A 16,449-nucleotide genomic window follows, 5' to 3' on the forward strand; every position below is an offset into this window, starting at 1 on the left:
CGGCACCACTCGCCGCGCAGGTCCCCGCTGTCTCGTGAAAGGCCCCCGCATGCTCTCCGGGAACGGTCGTCACCGTCGCCCCCGCCAGGCACCCGCTCTTGTCGTCGCGGCCGGAGTGACCGGCTCCGCCATCGCCATCCCCCTCCTCGGCGCCTCCGGCGCGAGCGCGGCCGACGGAACGACCTGGGACCGGGTCGCGGAGTGCGAGACGGGCGGCTCCTGGAGCGCCGACACGGGCAACGGCTACTACGGCGGGCTGCAACTCTCCCAGCGGGACTGGGAGAAGTACGGCGGCCTCACCTACGCCGCGAGCGCGGACCTGGCCAGCCGTTCGCAGCAGATCGCCGTCGCCGAGAAGGTCCTCGCGGACCAGGGCGTCGGCGCGTGGGCGACCTGCGGCCCGCTCGTGGGGCTCGACACGGACTCCGCCTCGGCCCAGGTCGACACCGGCGTGGCCGGTGACGCGTCCAGTACGCCGTTGCCCTCCAGACCCGACGGTTCGAGCGAGCTGTCCCACTCGCTCGGATTGTCCCACTCGTCCGGCCGCACCCATTCCGGCGACGACGGCGCCGACACCTCAAGCGGCACCAAGGGCTCCAAGGACTCCAAGGGCACGAAGGACTCCAAGAGGACCAAGGGATCCAGTACCAGCGATTCCCGCACAGACTCCACCAAGTCCGCCGAAGCGGATACATCGACCCCGTCTGCCGGTAGCGGTGCATCCGCCTCGCCCACCCCCTCCTCCTCCGCCGGGTCCGGCGACGGATCCACCCCCTCGCCCGAACCCACCCAATCCTCCGAATCGGGCGCATTCCTCCCGTCCTCTCCGTCGGCTGACGTGCCGTCGAACACGCCGAGCACCTCGAACCTCACCGATACGGGCGCCCTGAGCGTCGGCCGGCACCGTGGTGGAAGCGCGAACGAAGACCTGGCCGGCGGCCGTGCCGGCGAGTCCGCCGGGCGGCATGCCTCGCGCGACGGCGCCACCGCCCGTGCGGCCGTCGAGGGCGCGTACACCGTCCGGGAGGGCGACAGCCTCTGGGGCATCGCCGACTCCCTTGGCGTGCAGGGCGGATGGTCCGCCCTCTATGCCGGGAACAAGGACTCCCTCGGCACCGACCCCGACCTCATCGTCCCCGGTCAGACGCTGGACATCGGCGTCGGGCAGGATGCCGGGCAGTCACCGGGACGAGCCGGACACCAGTCCGGAAAACGCCCCTAGGTGACGGGAGTTCATGTCACACTTCGAGCCGAATGTCCGATACGGCGAAAGTGTGGGATGAGTCTCAGAAATGCTGATCGTCTTTGATATCCGGCCGATCACCTGTCTACGGTCATGACCGCTCGCCAACGCGGGCCCCGGTTGCCGCAACGCCGAATCCTGCCAGCGGCCGTCCGGGAACAGTCGTCGCGTCAAGCGCCGTAGGCAGGAGCGGGGGACCCAAGGTAAGTGCCGGGCCCGGCGGTTGAGGAGACTCAGCGCCGGAACCGGCTAGGGGTGAAGCCACGCCTCCCACGGAGGTGTGGCCGGGCAACTCAACCGGCCCGAACCCGACAGCTCACCTCGCAGGCGTCGGTGAGGGGATCCAACCATGCTGTTCTCCAGCAAGGGCAAGCACCGTCGTCCGTCCAGGACCGTCCGCGCCATCGCCGCCGTCGGCGTCACCGGTGCCGCCGCCGTGGCCGCCCCGCTGGTGGCCGCCGGCAGCGCCTCCGCCGCCACCGCCGCCGAGTGGGACGCCGTCGCCCAGTGCGAGTCCGGCGGCAACTGGGCCATCAACACCGGCAACGGCTACTACGGCGGTCTGCAGTTCTCCGCGTCGACCTGGGCCGCGTACGGCGGCACGCAGTTCGCCGCCACGGCCGACCAGGCCGGCAAGGAGCAGCAGATCCAGATCGCCGAGAAGGTGCTCGCGGGTCAGGGCAAGGGTGCCTGGCCGGTCTGCGGCACGGGCCTGTCGAACGCCCCCTATGGCGGCGGCTCCACCCAGAGCACCGGGCAGAGCACGGAGCAGAGCGCCGAGCAGGGCACCGAGCAGAGCGCCGGCGCCGGCACGCGGGCGACCGAGGAGCAGCCGGCCTCCCGCTCGCAGGACCGCCCGGCCGCCGGGGAGACGGTCACCACGCCGGCCGGCGACAAGGTCGAGAAGGGTGACGGCGAGTACGAGGTCGTCGAGGGCGACACCCTCAGCACCATCGCCGCCGACCGCGACGTCCAGGGCGGCTGGGAGAAGCTGTTCGAGCTGAACAAGGACATCGTCGAGGACGCCGACCTCATCTACCCGGGCCAGCAGCTGCACCTGCAGTAGTCCGCCGCCGAGTCTCCCGTGCGGGCTCCCCCCGTCCCCACGGGCTCCCCGCCCCGGTGCGTGTTCCCCCGTACGCGCCAGGGCGGGGATTTCTTTGTGTCACTGTTGGGCATCGATGTCTTTGTTTGGTTCGGAAACAATTTACTCTCGGTTCCGTCCACGAGATGGGCGACCGGCTGGCCGATCGCACGGAGCCGGTTAGGCTCGTCTCGCAGAGCCGCTGCGGTCCTGCTCACCGCGTCACATCCACGAAGGAGATGCTCGTGCCGTCCATCGACGTCGTCGTAGCCCGGGAAATCCTGGACTCCCGAGGCAACCCCACGGTCGAGGTCGAGGTCGGCCTCGACGACGGCAGCACGGGTCGTGCCGCCGTCCCGTCCGGCGCCTCCACCGGCGCCTTCGAGGCCATCGAGCTCCGCGACGGCGACCCCGACCGCTACCTCGGCAAGGGCGTCGAGAAGGCCGTCCTGGCCGTCATCGAGCAGATCGGCCCGGAGCTGGTCGGCTACGACGCCACCGAGCAGCGCCTGATCGACCAGGCCATGTTCGACCTGGACGCCACCGACAACAAGGGCTCGCTCGGCGCCAACGCCATCCTCGGCGTCTCGCTCGCCGTCGCGCACGCCGCCTCCGAGGCCAGCGACCTGCCGCTCTTCCGCTATCTGGGCGGCCCGAACGCGCACCTGCTGCCGGTGCCGATGATGAACATCCTGAACGGCGGCTCGCACGCCGACTCCAACGTGGACATCCAGGAGTTCATGATCGCCCCGATCGGCGCGGAGTCCTTCTCCGAGGCCCTGCGCTGGGGCGCCGAGGTCTACCACACCCTCAAGAAGGTCCTGAAGAGCAAGGGCCTGGCCACCGGCCTCGGCGACGAGGGCGGCTTCGCCCCGAACCTCGGCTCCAACCGTGAGGCCCTGGACCTCATCCTGGAGGCCGTCAAGGAGGCCGGCTACACCCCCGGCGAGCAGATCGCCCTCGCGCTCGACGTGGCCGCGTCCGAGTTCTACAAGGACGGCGTCTACACGTTCGAGGGCAAGGAGCGCTCGGCGGCCGAGATGACCGAGTACTACGCGGAGCTCGTCGACGCGTACCCGCTCGTCTCCATCGAGGACCCGCTGTTCGAGGACGACTGGGAGGGCTGGAAGACCATCACCGCCAAGCTCGGTGACAAGGTCCAGCTCGTCGGCGACGACCTGTTCGTCACCAACCCCGAGCGCCTGGCCCGCGGCATCGAGGAGGGCGCGGCCAACGCCCTGCTGGTGAAGGTGAACCAGATCGGCTCGCTCACCGAGACCCTGGACGCCGTCGAGCTGGCCCAGCGCAACGGCTTCAAGTGCATGATGTCCCACCGCTCCGGCGAGACCGAGGACGTCACCATCGCCGACCTGGCCGTCGCCACCAACTGCGGCCAGATCAAGACCGGCGCCCCGGCCCGCTCCGAGCGCGTCGCCAAGTACAACCAGCTGCTGCGCATCGAGGAGATCCTCGACGACGCCGCGGTGTACGCCGGCCGCGGCGCCTTCCCCCGCTTCAAGGGCTGAGCGACGCCCGCACAGGCAGCGTCGTCCGTACGTCCCCGCACCCGGTCCCGTACCGTGTGCGGGGACGTACGCGCGTGTGCACCACGCAGGCATGGGGAGGCGAGAGCCAGATGGCCGTGAAGGAACGCGACCGTTTCTCCACCGCGACCAGGCTCAGGCTGCTCGGCGAGCAGACCGCGGCCCGTGTCTACCGCTCGCAGACCCGCCGCCAGGCCCGCCGCTCCCGGCTCACCGGCCGCGCGGCCCTGCTCGCCCTCGTCGTCTGCTCCCTGGTCGTCGCGCTCGCCTACCCGATAAGGCAGTACGTCGCCCAGCGGGCCGAGATCGCCGATCTGCGGCGCCAGCAGCGGCAGGCCGAGGAGCGGGTCGAGGAGCTGCGCGACCTCAAGGCGCGCTGGCAGGACGACGCGTACGCCGAGCAGCAGATCCGGCAGCGGCTGCACTACGTGATGCCGGGCGAGACCGGGTACATCGTGATCGACCCGGACGCGGCCAGGCAGTCCCGCACCGACCTGGGCGCGGCCGACCGCCCCTGGTACGCGAACGTCTGGGACGGCGTCGACAAGTCCGACGCCGCCGGCCAGTGAACGACACAGACCGAAAGACAGGTATGGAAACGCCCCCGCCGCCCACCCCGCGCACCGAGCCCACCGACGCGGACGTCGAGGCCTTCAAGCAGCAGCTCGGCCGGCCGCCGCGCGGGCTGCGCGCGATCGCGCACCGCTGCCCCTGCGGGCAGCCGGACGTCGTGGAGACGGCCCCGCGGCTGCCCGACGGCACGCCCTTCCCCACGCTCTACTACCTGACGTGCCCCAGGGCCTCGTCCGCCATCGGCACCCTGGAGGCCGACGGTGTCATGAAGGAGATGACGGCCCGGCTGGAGAGCGACCCCGAGCTCGCCGCCGCGTACCGTGCCGCGCACGAGGACTACGTCCGGCGCCGCGACGAGATCGAGGAGCTGACCGGCTTCCCGAGCGCGGGCGGCATGCCGGACCGGGTGAAGTGCCTGCACGTGCTGGTGGCGCACAGCCTGGCCGCCGGGCCGGGCGTGAACCCGCTCGGCGACGAGGCGCTGGCCATGCTGCCCGAGTGGTGGCGCAAGGGGCCGTGCGTGACGGTCCCGGGGCCGCCCCGGGGCGCGGACGGGGAGGCCGACGGGGACGAGTCCGGCCACGTCGCCGCCCGGCCCCTGGACGCCGGTGCCGACGCCGAGGAGGACGGAAAGTGACCCGTGTGGCCGCCATCGACTGCGGTACGAACTCCATCCGGCTCCTGGTCGCCGACGCCGACCCGGAGACCGGCGAACTGACCGACCTGGACCGCCGGATGACCGTCGTGCGGCTCGGCCAGGGCGTCGACCGCACCGGGCGGCTGGCCCCCGAGGCGCTGGAGCGGACCTTCGCGGCCTGCCGTGAGTACGCCGCGGTCATCGAGCGGCACGGCGCCGAGCGGGTCCGTTTCGTCGCCACCTCCGCCTCCCGCGACGCGGAGAACCGGGACGACTTCGTCCGCGGGGTGGTGGACATCCTCGGGGTCGAGCCCGAGGTCATCACCGGCGAGGAGGAGGCCGAGTTCTCCTTCACCGGCGCGACGAAGGAACTGACCGGCCGGACGGACCTGCACCGGCCTTACCTCGTGGTGGACATCGGCGGCGGCTCGACCGAGTTCGTCGTCGGCGAGGAGCACGTGCGCGCCGCCCGTTCGGTCGACGTCGGCTGCGTCCGGATGACCGAGCGCCACCTGGTCGTCGGCGGGGTGGTGAGCGACCCGCCGGGCGAGGAGCAGATCGCGGCGATGCGGGCCGACATCGAGGCCGCGCTCGACCTGGCCGAGGAGAAGGTCCCGCTGCGCGAGGCGCGCACGCTGGTCGGCCTGGCCGGCTCGGTCACCACGGTCTCGGCGATCGCCCAGGACCTCCCCGCGTACGACTCCACCGCCATCCACCACTCGCGGGTCTCCCGGGCGAGGGTCCGCGAGATCACCGAGTGGCTGCTGCGCTCCACCCACGCCGAGCGGGCGGCGGTGCCGTCCATGCACCCCGGCCGCGTCGACGTGATCGCCGCGGGGGCCCTCGTGCTGCTGTCGATCATGGAGCGGACCGGTGCGGAGGAGGTCGTGGTGAGCGAGCACGACATCCTCGACGGCATCGCATTTCACACGGCCGCCGAGGCGTGCTGAGAGGCGTTGCCCGACGGCGGTGTCCGGCGGATCGTCACCGGTTGCGGTAGACGTCCCGCCGGTCGCCCACCTTGACGACGAGGACGACGAGTTCACCGTCGTCGATCTGGTAGGCGACCCGGTGGCTTCCGACCCGGAGCCGGTAGAGGCCCGACGGGCCGGTCAGCTTCTCGACGTCGGCGTCCTGGCGGTACGGGTCGTCACCGAGTGCGGTCAGCGCGGTCAGGATGCGCATGGCGTCGGGTCGGCTCAGGGCCCGGAGCTGACGCTGTGCCGCCGTGGTGAACCGGCAGGCGTACTTCACGGCGCCTCTTCGCCCTGCTCGGTGAACAGGTCCGCCAGCAGTTCCGCCATCGTCAGGTGGGGGCGTTCTGGGCCAGCACCGCTTCGCCAGCACCGCTTCGGCCTCACGCGCCAGCATCACGTCGGCCGCCTCCTCCAACGCTGCGCAGTACGAGATCGGCACCACAGCCGCCACCGGGGCGCCGTTGCGCGTGATGACGGTCGGGACGCCTTCCTCGGCCCGGTTGACGTGGCCGGCGAGGTGGGTGCGGGCTTCGCGTACGGTCACGGTGTTCTCAGCCGTGAGGCCTGTACGCGCACGTGTGTACACGGAGTCGGGCTGCCAGGAGGTGGGTGGCCGGTGGCGTGGCGCACTTTCGCTACTCGACGGTAGTCCACGGTTGAGCAGCTGGAATAGCGTATGAGCGGCCTTGAGGGGCCCTCCGGAGTCCCTCGTTGACGTGGCTTCGGAAAAGTTCGTGAAGTTCTTCACAAGGAAATCGGCCCGGTGGGGGCGCGGGGAGGGGCCGGACGGCCTCTGCGGGGGCCCGAGGGCCCGTTGAACGCGTTCGGATGGGCTCGGTCCGGGGGCTTCGGATCCCGTGCCGAAGGGGATGTTTCGACGGCCTCACGCACCCGCGTCCCGGCCAGAGAGGCAGCTCACGCGGCATTGACAACGGAGCGGGCCGGATGGCGGTTCCCGTACTCGGGCATGATCTGATTCACGCGAGCCGGGGAGTGTAGCACAGGGTCAGCCGGAGCTTGTGAAGGGGCGCACGAGCGCACCCCTCAGGCCGGGTGGATACTCGATGGCATGAGCACCACGGAGCGTCCCAGGATCCTCGTAGTAGGCGGTGGGTACGTAGGCCTGTACGCAGCTCGGCGCATCCAGAAGAAGATGCGCTACGGCGAGGCGACCGTCACGGTCGTCGACCCCCGGTCGTACATGACCTACCAGCCCTTCCTCCCCGAAACCGCCGCCGGCAACATCTCCCCGCGCCACGTCGTCGTCCCGCTGCGACGCGTGCTGCCGAAGGCGGAGGTGCTCACCGGCCGGGTCACCACCATCGACCAGGACCGCAAGGTCGCCACGATCGCCCCGCTGGTCGGCGAGGCGTACGAGCTGCCGTTCGACTACCTCGTCGTCGCGCTCGGCGCGGTCTCCCGCACCTTCCCGATCCCCGGCCTCGCCGAGCAGGGCATCGGCATGAAGGGCATCGAGGAGGCCATCGGCCTGCGCAACCACGTGCTGGAACAGCTCGACAAGGCCGACTCCACCACCGACGAGGAGATCCGCCGCAAGGCGCTCACCTTCGTCTTCGTCGGCGGCGGCTTCGCCGGCGCGGAGACCGTCGGCGAGGTCGAGGACATGGCCCGGGACGCGGCCAAGTACTACAAGAACGTGTCCCGTGAGGACATGCGCTTCCTCCTCGTCGACGCGGCCGACAAGATCCTGCCCGAGGTCGGGCCGAAGCTCGGCACGTACGGCAGGGAGCACCTGGAGAGCCGGGGCGTGGAGGTCTACCTCTCCACCTCCTTGGACTCCTGCGTCGACGGTCACGTGGTGCTCAAGAACGGCCTGGAGGTCGACGCCGGCACCATCGTCTGGACGGCGGGTGTCAAGCCGAACCCGGCGCTGTCCCGCTTCGGCCTCCCGCTCGGCCCGCGCGGCCACATCGACTGCGAGCCCACCCTCCAGGTCAAGGGCACCGACTACATCTGGGCCGCGGGCGACAACGCCCAGGTGCCCGACCTCGCCGCCCGCAAGGCCGGCGTGGAGAACGCCTGGTGCCCGCCGAACGCCCAGCACGCGCTGCGCCAGGCCAAGGTGCTCGGCGACAACGTGGTGTCCGGCATGCGGGGCTTCCCGCAGAAGGACTACAGCCACGCCAACAAGGGCGCGGTCGCGGGCCTCGGCCTGCACAAGGGCGTGGCGATGATCGTCATGGGCAAGATGAAGATCAAGCTCAAGGGCCGTCTCGCCTGGTACATGCACCGCGGCTACCACGGTATGGCGATGCCGACCTGGAACCGCAAGATCCGCGTCTTCGCCGACTGGACCCTCGGCATGTTCCTCAAGCGCGAGGTCGTCGCGCTCGGCGCGCTGGAGTCCCCGCGCGAGGAGTTCTACGAGGCCGCCAAGCCGGCCCCGGTCGCCGCCGCCCCGAAGACCGAGGAGAAGGCCAAGGCCTCCTGACCTCCGGTCACCCGCACGTCCCGTGAAGGGGCCGTCTGCCATCCGTGGTGCAGACGGCCCCTTACGCATGGGCTTTGCCCAGACATGACGCGAACAGGGGACTGCGGCCGGGCCCCGGAGGTGTTTACGTGGTGTCGGATCACCGTCACGGAGGTGTGCGCCATGGCTGACGCCGCGTCGCGGCTGAAGGGGCTGCTGGAGCAGGCAGTGGGAAGTCCGATCCCGGTGCGCGTTCGCGCCTGGGACGGTTCGCAGGCGGGTCCGCCGGACACGCCGGTCCTGGTCGTCCGCAACCGGCGGGCCCTGCGCCGGCTGCTGTGGAAACCCGGCGAACTGGGCCTGGCCCGCGCCTGGGTGGCCGGCGACCTCGCGGTGGAGGGCGACCTCTACACCGCCCTGGACCTGCTCGCCGGCCTGATCTGGGAGCGCGGCGAGGACGCCCGCGGCCTCGGTGAGGCGCTGCGCGACCCCGAGGTGCGCTCCGCCGTACGAGGGCTGGTGAAGCTCGCCGGGCCGGCGCTGCCACCCGCCCCGCCCCCCGAGGAGGTGCGCAGACCCCGCCGGAACATGCACACCCGGCGCAGCGACAAACGCGCCGTCAGCCACCACTACGACGTCGGCAACGACTTCTACGAGATCGTCCTCGGACCGTCCATGGTGTACTCCTGCGCCTACTGGCCCGCCCCCGACAGCACGCTGGAGACCGCCCAGCACGACAAGCTCGAACTCGTCTGCCGCAAGCTCGGCCTGACGTCCGGTCAGCGCCTTCTCGACGTCGGCTGCGGCTGGGGCTCCATGGCCGTGCACGCCGCCCGCGAGCACGGCGTGCGCGTCGTCGGCATCACCCTGTCCCAGGAGCAGGCGGCGTACGCCCGCAAGCGCGTCGCCGACGAGGGGCTCACCGACCGGGTGGAGATCCGCGTGCAGGACTACCGGGACGTCACCGACGGACCCTACGACGCGATCTCCTCCATCGGGATGGCCGAGCACGTCGGCGCCGAGCGCTATCTGGCGTACGCCCGCACCCTGTACGGACTGCTCCGGCCGGGTGGACGGCTGCTCAACCACCAGATCGCGCGGCGCCCGGAGCGCGACGAGACCGCCTACGACGTGGACGCCTTCATCGACGCCTACGTCTTCCCGGACGGCGAGCTCGCCCCCGTCGGCACCACCGTCACCCAGCTGGAGCGCGCCGGCTTCGAGGTGCGCGACACGGAGTCGATCCGCGAGCACTACGCCCTCACCCTGCGCCGCTGGGTCGCCAACCTGGAGGCCGACTGGGCCCGCGCGGTGAAGCTGACCAGCCCCGGCCGCGCCCGCGTCTGGCAGCTGTACATGGCCGCCTCCGCGCTGGCCTTCGAGCACAACCGCATCGGCGTCAACCAGGTCCTGGCCGTCCGCACTCCGGACTCCGGCGCCTCCGGGGTGCCGCTGCGCTCGCGCACCTGGAACACCTGAACGGCCCAGGGCCCCGCCTCCGGAAGGAAGCGGGGCCCTGCCCCCCCGTACGCCCCTGGGCGCTGCTCGCGCTACTCCGACTTGATCGCCGCGAGCATGTTCAGGCGTGCCGCCCGGCGGGCCGGCCAGAGCGCCGCGAGCACCCCCACCGTCGCCGCCAGCAGCAGGAAGACCGCCATCCGCGCCCACGGCAGCACCAGTTCGTACGTCGCCATCCGCGAGCCCAGCAGCTCACCGGCGGCCCAGCCGAAGAACACGCCCAGGCCGACCCCCAGCACGCCGCCGAACAGGGAGATCACCAGGGACTCCAGGCGCACCATCCACTTGACGCCCCGGCGGTCCAGGCCGATGGCGCGCAGCATGCCGATCTCCTGGGACCGTTCGAAGACGGACATCGCCAGGGTGTTGACGACCCCGAGGACCGCCACGATCACCGCCATGGCCAGCAGACCGTAGAGCATGTTGAGGATCAGCGTGAACGTCTGCGCGATCTCGTTGGAGATGTCCTGCTTGTCCTGCACCCTGATGGCCGGGTTGCTGCCCAGGGCCTTCTCCAGCGCGTCCTTCGCCGACTCCGAGGCCCCGTCGGCGGTCTTCACCATGACCTGCATGTCGACCGGGTCCGGCTGGTGCGGGGCGAGGGTGGCGGTGTCGAGCATGATGCCGCTGATCATCTCGTTGCCCTCGTAGATCCCGGCGACCGTCAGCCGCTGCCGCGCGCCGTCCTCGTAGGTGACGGTGAAGCCCGACCCGGCCCGCCAGCCGTGCTCCTCGGCGGTGACGGCGTCCACGACCACGTCCGTGCCGCCGACCCGGAAGGAACCGCCGCGGACCGGGAGGTCGGTCAGCTCGCCGATGGTGGCACCGGTGACGCCGGTGAGGTTCTCCGTGCCGCCGTCGATCCGGGAGGGCGCGTTGCGCAGCGGACTGGTGGCGGTGACCCCGTCCGTCCGGCGCAGTGTCTCGGCGACGTCCGGGGACAGCGGGTTGTAGTTCGCCATGGAGACCACGTAGTCGGCCTCGATCGCGGCCGACGCCATCTTGTCGATCGACGTCTGCAGGCTGCCCGCCAGCACCGTCATACCGGTGATCAGGGTGAGGCCGATCATCAGCGCCGAGGCGGTGGCGGCGGTGCGGCGCGGGTTGCGCACCGAGTTCTGCCGGGCCAGCTTGCCGGCGACGCCGAACACGCGCAGTACCGGCGTCGCGGCGGCGATCAGCGGGCGGGACAGCAGCGGCGTCAGGACGAACACGCCGATGATCAGCAGCACCGCGCCGAGCCCCATCGGCGCCTGCCCGTCCGAGCCGTCCATCGTCGTGGCCGCGAGGACCACCGCGACGCCGGCCGCCGAGAACAGGGCGCCGAGGGTGTTGCGCAGCACCAGCGACCTGGTCGTCGCCCGGGCGTGCACGCTGCTCATCGCCGCCACCGGCGGGATCCTCGCGGCACGCCGGCCCGGCAGCCACGCCGCCAGCATGGTGATCAGGACGCCGACCGCGAGAGCCGCGCCGACCGTGCCCGGCGTGACCACCAGCGGGCCGTCCGGCACCGGCGCGTCGAGGCCGCCCATCAGGGAGCGCAGCCCGGCACCGATGCCGATGCCGGCCACGAGGCCGACCACGGCGGCGACCGCGCCGACCACGAACGCCTCGATCAGCACCGACCGGGTGACCTGGCGGCGGGAGGCGCCGACCGCCCGCAGCAGCGCCAGTTCCCTGGTGCGCTGGGCGACCAGCATGGTGAAGGTGTTGGCGATGATGAAGGTGCCGACGAAGAGCGAGATGCCCGCGAACACCAGCAGGCCCTGCCGCAGCCCGCCCATCGAGGCGGCGATCGTCTCCGCCTGGTCGGCGGCGAGCCGCTCGCCGGTCGTGGTCTCCACGGTGTCCCCGGGCAGCGCCTCGTCCAGCTCCGTCTTGAGCGCGGCCTGGGTGACGCCCGGCTCCGCCCGGACGTCGATCTCGTCGTAGGTGCCCACCTTGCCGAACAGGTGCTGCGCGGTCGCCGTGTCGAACAGGACGAGGCTGCCGCCGGCCGCGACGTTGCCGTCGTCGGTGGTGAAGACGCCGCTGACGACCGGGGTGAGGACCGGCCCGTCGACGGACAGCCGCACCGTGTCGCCCACCTGGTACCCGGTGCGCTCGGCGGTCTCGGAGTCGATGAGGATCTCGTCCCGGCCCCGGGGGGCGCGGCCGTCGGCCAGCGGGTACCGGGGGTCCTCCGGGCCCCAGTAGTTGCCGCCCCGGGTGCCGAAGTTGCCGCCGACCAGCTTGCCGTCCTGGTCGGCCAGGGCGGTGAAGCCCTCCACGACGCCGATCGCGGACGCCGCGCCGGGCACCCGGGCGCTCTCGTCGAGCAGGGACTCGGTCAGCTCCGGCTGCCGGCCGACCCGGTCGCCCTCGGCGTCCTGCGAGCGCGGCGTGACGGCGACGTCGACCTCGTCGAAGCCCTGGGCGGACCTGCTCTGGAAGGCCTCGGAGATGGTGTTGGTGAAGACCAGGGTCCCCGACACGAACGCCACGCCGAGCATCACGGCGAGGACGGTCATCAGGAGCCGGGCCTTGTGCGCGAGTACGTTGCGCAAGGCGGTGCGGAACATGGAAGTGTCAGTCCTCGGTCGGTGGATGAGGGGACGTCAGCTCGTGCGGCCCTTGGCGTCGAACCGCTTCATGAAGTCGAGGACCGACTCCGCGGTGGGCCCGTGCACCTCGTCCACGATCCGGCCGTCGGCGAGGAAGACGACCCGGTCGGCGTAGGCCGCCGCGACCGGGTCGTGGGTCACCATGACCACCGTCTGGCCCAGCTCGCGCACGGAGTTGCGCAGGAATCCCAGCACCTCGGCGCCGGAGCGGGAGTCCAGGTTGCCGGTCGGCTCGTCACCGAAGACGATCTCGGGGCGGGAGGCCAGGGCGCGGGCGACGGCGACGCGCTGCTGCTGACCGCCGGAGAGCTGCGCGGGGCGGTGGCCGAGCCGGTCGGACAGGCCGACCATCCCGATCACGGTGTCCAGCCACTGCCGGTCCGCCTTGCGCCCGGCGATGTCCATCGGAAGGGTGATGTTCTCCAGCGCGGTCAGCGTCGGCAGCAGGTTGAACGCCTGGAAGATGAAGCCGACCTTGTCGCGGCGCAACCTGGTGAGCTGCTTGTCCTTCAGGGAGCCCAGTTCGGTGTCGCCGATGCGCACCGAGCCGGAGGAGAAGGTGTCCAGACCGGCGACGCAGTGCATCAGGGTGGACTTGCCGGAGCCGGAGGGGCCCATGATCGCGGTGAACTCGGCCTGCCGGAAGTCGACGGAGACCCGGTCCAGGGCGACCACCTGGGTCTCGCCCTGCCCGTAGATCTTCGACAGGTCCGTGGCGCGCGCGGCCACGGCGGTGGTCCGGCCGGTGACGGGTGTGCTGGTCACGGGGTGACGCTCCTGGGGGACGACGGGTGGTGCTCGGGACGTGCTCCATCGTCTCGGCCGGGCGGCGCCGTGGAGTCAGCCGCTGTTCCGGTTCCGGAGGCAGTCTGGGGTCGCACTGCGGGCGCCCGTCTCATCCCTGGGGATGACGGACGGGCCCTGCGGCACCCCCGGAGGGGCCACCTGTCGAGAACAGGTGGAGCCCCCTCGTTCGGGCGGTGAAATTCCGTCATTCCGCATGCACGGCCGACCCTCGCACGCAAGGCTATTGGCAAGTGACGACGGCTTGCCCCGCCTGCTGATGCCCCCTCAGACGTCAATAAAATAAGACAACATCGGTCCGCCCGTCCGCTGTTCGGGGGATGCGTCCCGCTAGGCTCGGGGCGCTCGATGCGGAGCCCATGGCCTGCCCGGATGGTGGAATGCAGACACGGCGAGCTTAAACCTCGCTGCCCCTCGCGGGCGTACCGGTTCGAGTCCGGTTCCGGGCATCTCCGACGGCTGTCGGCCGGTTGCTCCGCGCATCGCTGACTTCACCGCGCAACCGTTGACACCCGGCGTACGGGGCGGAGACTCACCCTTCGGAACATGCGGGCCGGGATCCTGGAACAGGGGACGGTGGACGTGCTCCGCGCGGCCGGGGCCGGGGAGCGGACGGACCGCGGGGGGCTGCGGCACGACGGCATCGAACTGCGCTTCGACCGGTGCCGCCACCGCGTCCCCGCCGACGGCCAACGGCTGCGGCGCGGGCCGATCACCCGGAAGGCGGTCACGCCCCCGCGCTCCTTCGTGCACGAGCCGATGCGGCGCGGACGGCTCTTCCCGGCCGTCGACGCCCGCGCACATCGCGCCGCCGGCCGACGCCAAGGGCCTCAACCCCGCCGTCGGCGACGTCGTCACCTTCGCCCGGGCACTGACCCGCCGGTGGCGGCCGGGTTCCACCGGGCTGCTCGACGCCTGCTCAAAGACCTGCCTGCGCCGCGTTTGGCAGGCCGAGCGGTTCTCGTACGCCATGACGACGCTGCTGCGCCGCGCCCCGGACGCCACCACCGCCTTCCAGGACCGGCTCCGGCTCGCCCGGCTGGAGCGGATCGCCTCCTCGCGGGCCGCGGAGACCGACCTGGCCGAGGCCCACACCGGGTTCCCGCTGCACTGATCACCCGGGCCACCCGCGCGCTTGATCACCGACCGGTCCCGGCCGTGTACCGAGTTCGTCAGGAATGACGTGCTCCGCAGGCGGGAATCAGGCATCCGGCTAGCGTGTTGCGCAGCACGAGGAGGGAAAGATCCTCCCCAAGCACTAGGGTCATTCCTTTGCCTGTCTATTACTCTTGAGCCAAGGCTACGCAGGGTGGCCATGGAGGAGTGAAATGAGGAGCAGCAACCCGGTCTTCTCGCGACGGGGGTTCAGCCGCGACAACGGCTACGCGGGCTTCAACACCGCGCCGCAGGCCGGGGGCGCAGCTGTGGGCACCCAGGGCACCCCGTACGCGCAGGGCAACCCCTACGCCCAGCCCGGCGCCAGCCCGTACGCGCAGAACCCTTACGCACAGAACCCGTACGCCCAGCAGGACCTGCAGCACGGCGCCCCGCCGCAGGCCCCGGCCGGCGCCGGCCGGATGACGATGGACGACGTCGTCATGCGCTCGGCGATGACGCTCGGCACGGTCGTCGTCGGTGCCGTCCTCGCCTGGGCGCTGCTGCCGGTGTCGTCCGGCAGCTACGGCCTGGCGATCGGCGCCGCGCTGATCGCCTTCGTCCTGGCGATGGTGCAGTCCTTCAAGCGCAAGGCCTCGCCCGCGCTGATCCTGTCCTACGCCGCGTTCGAGGGTGTCTTCCTCGGCGTGATCAGCGAGATGTTCAACACCGCGTGGTCCGGCGCGCCCTTCCAGGCGGTGCTCGGCACGATGGCGGTCTCGGGCGCCACGCTGCTCGTCTACAAGGCCGGCTGGGTCCGCGTCACCGCGCGCTACGCCCGGATCGGCATGGCGATCGCCATCGCCTTCGTCCTGGTCATGGCCGTCAACCTGCTGCTGGTCGCCTTCGGCGTCGCCGAGGACGGCGGACTGCGCAGCATGGGTCCGCTCGGTGCGATCGTGGGCATCATCGCGATCGTGCTCGGCGCGTTCTTCCTGACGCTGGACTTCAAGCAGGTCGAGGACGGCATCGCCTACGGCGCTCCGCGCGAGGAGTCCTGGCTGGCCGCGTTCGGCCTGACCATGACGCTCGTGTGGATCTACATCGAGATGCTGCGGCTGGTCGCCATCTTCAGCGGCGACGACTGAGCGACGACTGAGTGACGGCGCGCGGCCGACCGCCGCCGCGCACGCCGCAGGACGCGAAGGGCCCCGGGTTCGACCCGGGGCCCTTTTCGCTGTCCGCGCGCTCAGAGCAGCTTGCGCGCGGCCCTCCTCAGGTCGTACTCGTGGATGATCGCCTTGGCGTGGCCGTACGCCAGGTCGTACTCGTGGCGCAGCCAGCTGACCTTCTCCTCGAAGCGGAGAGCGGGGCCTTCCTCGACGGTGCGCAGCCAGTCGCCGACTTCGCGACCGGTGCAATGGGGGATGCGGGCGAGCAGATTGCGATGGGTCTCCTCGGAGAAGACTTGGGACATCGGCGCCTCCGGACGCAATCGGGTGTAAGCCGGTCCTTCAGGTCACCGTGCCTGAGCGTTCGTCCGTTGGCAACAGTGCGGGTAGCCTGCGGCCGTGGTGGATACGACGCGTCTGATCAGTGCGGTTGACCAATTCGCGGACCGGTTGCGGGCGGCGCCGCAGAGCCGGTTGCAGCGGGGCGCCGCCGCCGAGGCGCTGGCGCTGGCCAGGGAGTTCGCGCGGTGGGCCCAGTCGGTGGAGGCGCCGGGCAGTGAGCCGCGGGAGATGCCGGACGCGGGGATGTTCGCGGCGGCGGACCAGATCAGCGTCGCGGGGCGGGATCTGGCCGTCGTGCTGACGAGCGAGGCCGAGGTGGAGGAGGCCGTGCGGGCGGTGGGGGAGGCCCAGAAGCGGGCGGGGGTCTAGTGCCAAGGCCGTGAAGTTTGCGGCTGGTGCGTGTTGTCAAGGGCCTGCGCTCGCGAG

The 16,449-nt window shown here is 71.3% G+C and carries 14 protein-coding genes, 1 tRNA gene, 2 pseudogenes and 1 riboswitch; of the genes and pseudogenes, 12 read left to right on the forward strand and 5 right to left on the reverse strand.

Annotated elements, in window-relative coordinates:
• Positions 1–49 precede the first annotated feature (49 nt).
• The 6 genes from ACFF45_RS28385 (at position 50) to ACFF45_RS28410 (ending at position 6,031) form a co-directional block, all read left to right on the forward strand.
• Entirely contained in the window at positions 50–1,222 is a 1,173-nt protein-coding gene (locus ACFF45_RS28385; RefSeq protein ID WP_381349481.1) for a transglycosylase family protein, read from the forward strand.
• Positions 1,223–1,408: 186 nt separating this feature from the next.
• Positions 1,409–1,588: riboswitch (cyclic di-AMP (ydaO/yuaA leader) on the forward strand.
• A gap of 4 nt (positions 1,589–1,592) precedes the next feature.
• Positions 1,593–2,309, forward strand: a complete 717-nt coding sequence (locus ACFF45_RS28390) for a transglycosylase family protein (RefSeq protein WP_381349482.1) — start codon at positions 1,593–1,595, stop codon at positions 2,307–2,309.
• Between the two features lie 263 nt (positions 2,310–2,572).
• Positions 2,573–3,853, forward strand: a complete 1,281-nt coding sequence (eno, locus tag ACFF45_RS28395; protein WP_381349484.1) for a phosphopyruvate hydratase — start codon at positions 2,573–2,575, stop codon at positions 3,851–3,853.
• Between the two features lie 110 nt (positions 3,854–3,963).
• On the forward strand, positions 3,964–4,440 hold the full coding sequence (locus ACFF45_RS28400) for an FtsB family cell division protein (protein WP_381349486.1): 477 nt from the start codon (positions 3,964–3,966) through the stop codon (positions 4,438–4,440).
• A 23-nt stretch (positions 4,441–4,463) separates the two neighbouring features.
• Complete coding sequence (locus tag ACFF45_RS28405) at positions 4,464–5,081, forward strand: DUF501 domain-containing protein (RefSeq protein ID WP_381349487.1); 618 nt, start codon at positions 4,464–4,466, stop codon at positions 5,079–5,081.
• Entirely contained in the window at positions 5,078–6,031 is a 954-nt protein-coding gene (locus ACFF45_RS28410) for a Ppx/GppA phosphatase family protein (RefSeq protein WP_381349488.1), read from the forward strand. Before ACFF45_RS28405 ends, ACFF45_RS28410 begins: the two co-directional genes overlap by 4 nt.
• Positions 6,032–6,065: 34 nt before the next feature.
• Here the strand turns inward: ACFF45_RS28410 and ACFF45_RS28415 are convergent, their stop codons facing one another.
• Together ACFF45_RS28415 and ACFF45_RS28420 are read right to left on the reverse strand one after the other, a co-directional pair.
• Complete coding sequence (locus ACFF45_RS28415) at positions 6,066–6,335, reverse strand: type II toxin-antitoxin system RelE family toxin (RefSeq protein ID WP_381349489.1); 270 nt, start codon at positions 6,333–6,335, stop codon at positions 6,066–6,068.
• Positions 6,332–6,602 (reverse strand): annotated as a pseudogene (locus tag ACFF45_RS28420) (type II toxin-antitoxin system Phd/YefM family antitoxin). Before ACFF45_RS28420 ends, ACFF45_RS28415 begins: the two are co-directional and overlap by 4 nt.
• Before the next feature lie 525 nt (positions 6,603–7,127).
• On the opposite strand from ACFF45_RS28420, the gene ACFF45_RS28425 reads away from it, so the two are divergent.
• A complete protein-coding gene (locus tag ACFF45_RS28425; RefSeq protein ID WP_381349490.1) occupies positions 7,128–8,510 on the forward strand; it encodes an NAD(P)/FAD-dependent oxidoreductase in 1,383 nt (460 codons plus the stop codon).
• Between the two features lie 162 nt (positions 8,511–8,672).
• The gene (locus ACFF45_RS28430; protein WP_381349491.1) at positions 8,673–9,968 is read left to right on the forward strand and encodes a class I SAM-dependent methyltransferase; all 1,296 of its coding nucleotides are present in this window, start codon (positions 8,673–8,675) and stop codon (positions 9,966–9,968) included.
• A 71-nt stretch (positions 9,969–10,039) separates the two neighbouring features.
• Here the strand turns inward: ACFF45_RS28430 and ACFF45_RS28435 are convergent, their stop codons facing one another.
• The gene (locus ACFF45_RS28435; RefSeq protein ID WP_381349492.1) at positions 10,040–12,568 is read right to left on the reverse strand and encodes an ABC transporter permease; all 2,529 of its coding nucleotides are present in this window, start codon (positions 12,566–12,568) and stop codon (positions 10,040–10,042) included.
• A gap of 36 nt (positions 12,569–12,604) precedes the next feature.
• Complete coding sequence (locus ACFF45_RS28440) at positions 12,605–13,375, reverse strand: ABC transporter ATP-binding protein (RefSeq protein ID WP_381349493.1); 771 nt, start codon at positions 13,373–13,375, stop codon at positions 12,605–12,607.
• Positions 13,376–13,780: 405 nt separating this feature from the next.
• Between ACFF45_RS28440 and ACFF45_RS28445 the strand changes: the two genes are divergently transcribed.
• From ACFF45_RS28445 to ACFF45_RS28455, 3 genes and pseudogenes are all read left to right on the forward strand, one after another.
• Positions 13,781–13,863 (forward strand) — tRNA-Leu (locus ACFF45_RS28445).
• Between the two features lie 40 nt (positions 13,864–13,903).
• Positions 13,904–14,528 (forward strand): annotated as a pseudogene (locus ACFF45_RS28450) (FAD-dependent monooxygenase); the annotation flags it as partial.
• Between the two features lie 214 nt (positions 14,529–14,742).
• Positions 14,743–15,657, forward strand: a complete 915-nt coding sequence (locus ACFF45_RS28455; protein ID WP_381349495.1) for a Bax inhibitor-1/YccA family protein — start codon at positions 14,743–14,745, stop codon at positions 15,655–15,657.
• Positions 15,658–15,758: 101 nt separating this feature from the next.
• Here the strand turns inward: ACFF45_RS28455 and ACFF45_RS28460 are convergent, their stop codons facing one another.
• Positions 15,759–15,986 carry a DUF4287 domain-containing protein gene (locus ACFF45_RS28460; RefSeq protein ID WP_381349496.1) on the reverse strand — a complete coding sequence of 76 codons (228 nt, stop codon included), beginning with the start codon at positions 15,984–15,986 and terminating at the stop codon, positions 15,759–15,761.
• Between the two features lie 94 nt (positions 15,987–16,080).
• Here ACFF45_RS28460 and ACFF45_RS28465 point away from each other — a divergent pair, with 94 nt between their 5' ends.
• Positions 16,081–16,392, forward strand: a complete 312-nt coding sequence (locus ACFF45_RS28465; RefSeq protein WP_381349498.1) for a hypothetical protein — start codon at positions 16,081–16,083, stop codon at positions 16,390–16,392.
• Positions 16,393–16,449: the final 57 nt, after the last annotated feature.

This window comes from Streptomyces cinereospinus, assembly GCF_042430725.1.
GTDB lineage: Bacteria > Actinomycetota > Actinomycetes > Streptomycetales > Streptomycetaceae > Streptomyces > Streptomyces cinereospinus.

Excerpts from the sequence above, each read along its gene's own strand:
- ACFF45_RS28425 (WP_381349490.1), top strand. The coding sequence starts at position 7,128 with ATGAGCACCACGGAGCGTCCCAGGATCCTCGTAGTAGGCGGTGGGTAC.
- ACFF45_RS28405 (WP_381349487.1), top strand. The coding sequence starts at position 4,464 with ATGGAAACGCCCCCGCCGCCCACCCCGCGCACCGAGCCCACCGACGCG.
- ACFF45_RS28390 (WP_381349482.1), top strand. The coding sequence starts at position 1,593 with ATGCTGTTCTCCAGCAAGGGCAAGCACCGTCGTCCGTCCAGGACCGTC.
- ACFF45_RS28430 (WP_381349491.1), top strand. The coding sequence starts at position 8,673 with ATGGCTGACGCCGCGTCGCGGCTGAAGGGGCTGCTGGAGCAGGCAGTG.
- ACFF45_RS28435 (WP_381349492.1), bottom strand. The coding sequence starts at position 12,568 with ATGTTCCGCACCGCCTTGCGCAACGTACTCGCGCACAAGGCCCGGCTC.
- ACFF45_RS28455 (WP_381349495.1), top strand. The coding sequence starts at position 14,743 with ATGAGGAGCAGCAACCCGGTCTTCTCGCGACGGGGGTTCAGCCGCGAC.
- ACFF45_RS28400 (WP_381349486.1), top strand. The coding sequence starts at position 3,964 with ATGGCCGTGAAGGAACGCGACCGTTTCTCCACCGCGACCAGGCTCAGG.
- ACFF45_RS28385 (WP_381349481.1), top strand. The coding sequence starts at position 50 with ATGCTCTCCGGGAACGGTCGTCACCGTCGCCCCCGCCAGGCACCCGCT.
- ACFF45_RS28460 (WP_381349496.1), bottom strand. The coding sequence starts at position 15,986 with ATGTCCCAAGTCTTCTCCGAGGAGACCCATCGCAATCTGCTCGCCCGC.